Raw genomic sequence first — 3,120 nt, 5'->3', positions numbered from 1 at the left:
TGTCATCGGCCGACCGTCTGATCAATCCGCTCGGCTTTCTGGTTTCGGAATATCGCGCCGATCCGGAGGTCGTGCCATGAAACGTGTCGCGCTTTTGATGACTTTGGCCCTCGGATTTGCTGGACCTGTGTCGGCGCTGCAGCAGCCCGCACCGGGTCAACGCGATGCTCGTGTGCGCACGGTGACCTACGACGCCGCCAATGTGGTCCGCCTTAATGGCGTTATTCGCGCCTCGACCCAGGTGGTGTTTGCGGATGACGAGGAGATCGCCCATGTCGCGATCGGTGACGCGATCGCATGGGAGGTCGCACCGGCGGGTTCGATCCTGTTCCTCAAGCCTCGCGAAAAACATCCGCCGACCAATCTGCAGGTCGTCACCACCCGCCCGGACGGGCGCAAGCGCTCCTATCAGTTCGAGCTTTCGATCGCCGAGACCACGTTGGCTGACAGCTACTTCATTGTCCGCTTCGCCTACCCCGGGGACGAGATTGAGCGTCGGCGCATTGAGGCTGCTGCCCGGGGGTCCGAGCGGGAAGGCGCCCTGATCGAGCAGACGTTTGACCTGCATCATGCCTACGGCGCGCGCAACTGGCGCTTTTCGGCCCAGGGGTCGATCGACCTCGAACCCGAAGCCGTGTTCGACGACGGCAAGGAAACCACGTTCCGCTTCGCCGGCAATCGCGAGATTCCGGCGATCTATCTGATCAACTCGGACGGCTCCGAAAGTCTGGTGCCCAAGGATGTCCGCGGTGAGCTCGTAGTGGTCCACGCCACGGCCCGCGAGTTTCGACTGCGCAAGGGCGACAACGTGCTTTGCATCTTCAACGAGGCATTCGATGCGGTCGGGATCAATCCCGGCACCAACACCACAAGTCCCTCGATCGAGCGGCGGGCGAAGAAATCATCTCCAACGCTTAAGGCACGATAGGCAAGCGCAACATGACAGAACTTGAGAATGAGGCGCTTGCCGGCGACCGTGGCATCACCCCAGTGGGGGGAGGGGACATTGGTCGAGCGGCGATGCTCAAGCGCGGCTTCGGCGCGCTCGCGCTCACGGCCTTCGCGTTCCTGATCATCTGGGGCACCTGGAAAAGCGATAAGCCGGTCAGCGATTCCACCCGCAAACTCATGATCCGCCAGGCCGCGGCCTTCGAGCCCGCCCAGGAAGCGCCGGCCGCACCGATCACGACGGCCTCCATTCCGGTCGCGCCAATCTCAGCCGCACCAGCGGCACCCACGCCCGCACCCGACCAGATGCTCGAAAGCGCGCGTCGTGCACCAGTGCTGGCGTATAACCGGCCGATCGCATCGGGGCGCCCGCCCCGCGACGGCATGACCGGAAGTATTCCCGCCGATCCCTATGGTTTTGGGCAGGCCGGGCCACGCAACGAGCTTGCCGAAAAGCTGAAGCCCACGCCGATCGAGGGGGTACGCGCGGCGCGGCTTCCCAATCGCAATCTTCTGGTTACCCAGGGCACCTCCATTCCGTGCGTGCTGGAGACCGCGATGTCATCGGATGTGGCGGGTTTTGTCTCCTGCGTTGTGCTGCGCGACGTGATGTCGGATTCCGGCAACGTGGTGCTCATGGAAAAGGGCACGCAAATTGTCGGCGAATATCGCGGCAATATGCGGCGAGGCTCAAAACGCATGTTTGTTCTGTGGAGCCGTGCCAAGACACCAACTGGTGTCATCGCGGCCCTAGCGTCGCCTGCCACGGATGCGCTCGGCCGCGCCGGGTTCGACGGCGATATTGACACGCATTTCTGGGAGCGCTTCGGATCAGCGCTGTTACTGTCGATCGTCAGCGACGCCTCCTCGATCGGGCGCCAGCAACTGCAAGACGGCTCGATCCAGATCAACAACACTGCTGGGGCGAGCAACACCGCCGCCGGCATCGCCGTCGAGCAGTCAATCCACATCCCGCCGACGCTGAGCAAGAACCAGGGCGAGCTCGTGAATATCTTTGTCGCGCGCGACCTCGATTTCTCGTCGGTCTACCAACTCAGGCGGATCGAAAGTCGCACCCAGATTCTCGACCGCACCCTCCCCGGAGGCCTTGTCGGGCCAGCCGTGGTGACGAAATGAGCACAGGCGCATCGGTCAATCACGATGGCGGTCGCCTGGTGCTGGCGCGCTACCTCGAGCCGCTTGCGCCATACCTGGCGGACAACACCCTCACCGAAATCGTCGTCAACCGTCCCGGCGAGATTCTCGTGGAAGGATCTGACGGTTGGATCCGGCACGCAGCGCCAACCCTCACGCATGCCTACCTCTCGCACCTTGCGACCGCAGCCGCCGGTCACACCCGCCAGGACATCGGCCCGGAACACCCGGTGGTATCGACCAGCCTGATCGGCGAGGAGCGCTGTCAGATCGTGGTGCCACCAGCGGTCCCGACCGGCATGGTCAGCCTGACGATCCGCAAGCCCTCGACACTGAACATGAATCTGGACGCTTTGGCGCGGGCAAAACTGTTTGATGAGGTCCGCTCTGCGGGAGACGAGCTGGCCACCGATGAGCATCGACTGCTCGCGCTGAAAGACGCCGGCCGCTGGCGCGAGTTCCTTGAGCTTGCGGTGCGCACCCGTCGCAATATCCTGATCTCGGGGGCGACTGGTTCGGGCAAGACCACTCTGTCCAAGGCGCTGATTGCGGCGATCCCGGCGCATGAACGGCTCATCACCATTGAAGACACCACCGAGCTCGTCATCCCGCATCAAAATTGCGTCCGGCTGCTCTATGCCAAGGATGGGCAAGGTGTGGCCAAAATCGGCCCCCGCGAACTGCTGGAATCGTCCTTGCGCATGCGGCCCGACCGCATCTTGCTGCAGGAGCTGCGCGACGGCACCGCCTTCTTTTATCTCAGGAACGTCAATTCGGGGCACCCGGGATCGATCACAACGGTTCACGCAGACAGCGCCCGCCTTGCCTTTGAACAAATGACCTTGCTGGTCAAGGAGAGCGCGGAGGGTCGGGACCTCCATCGCGACGATATCCGCTCGCTCTTGCTGCATCTGGTCGACGTCGTCGTCCAGATGCAGAAGCGCGACGGCCGCTACCGTATCTCGGAAATCTACTATGACCCCGCTCGCAAACGCGACCACGCCCGTTAAGGCAGCG

3 protein-coding genes are annotated in these 3,120 nt (G+C 63.0%); all 3 read left to right on the top strand.

The features are described from left to right. Nucleotides 1-76: 76 nt before the first annotated feature. From virB9 to virB11, 3 genes are read left to right on the top strand one after another with little or no spacing between them, the layout of a single operon-like run. The gene (gene virB9, locus V7D69_RS15650) at nt 77-928 is read left to right on the top strand and encodes a P-type conjugative transfer protein VirB9 (RefSeq protein ID WP_333606287.1); all 852 of its coding nucleotides are present in this window, start codon (nt 77-79) and stop codon (nt 926-928) included. Between the two features lie 11 nt (nt 929-939). After that, nucleotides 940-2,085 (top strand): type IV secretion system protein VirB10, encoded by a 1,146-nt coding sequence (virB10, locus tag V7D69_RS15645; RefSeq protein WP_333606286.1) that lies wholly within the window; start codon nt 940-942, stop codon nt 2,083-2,085. Beyond that, complete coding sequence (gene virB11 / locus V7D69_RS15640; RefSeq protein WP_333606285.1) at nt 2,082-3,113, top strand: P-type DNA transfer ATPase VirB11; 1,032 nt, start codon at nt 2,082-2,084, stop codon at nt 3,111-3,113. Before virB10 ends, virB11 begins: the two co-directional genes overlap by 4 nt. Nucleotides 3,114-3,120 lie beyond the last annotated feature (7 nt).

Origin of the sequence: Novosphingobium sp. (genome assembly GCF_036733805.1) — a bacterium.
Classification (GTDB): Bacteria; Pseudomonadota; Alphaproteobacteria; order Sphingomonadales; family Sphingomonadaceae; genus Novosphingobium.
The sequence above is the reverse complement of the archived record's forward strand: the minus strand, read 5'-3'. Positions and strand labels throughout refer to the sequence as shown.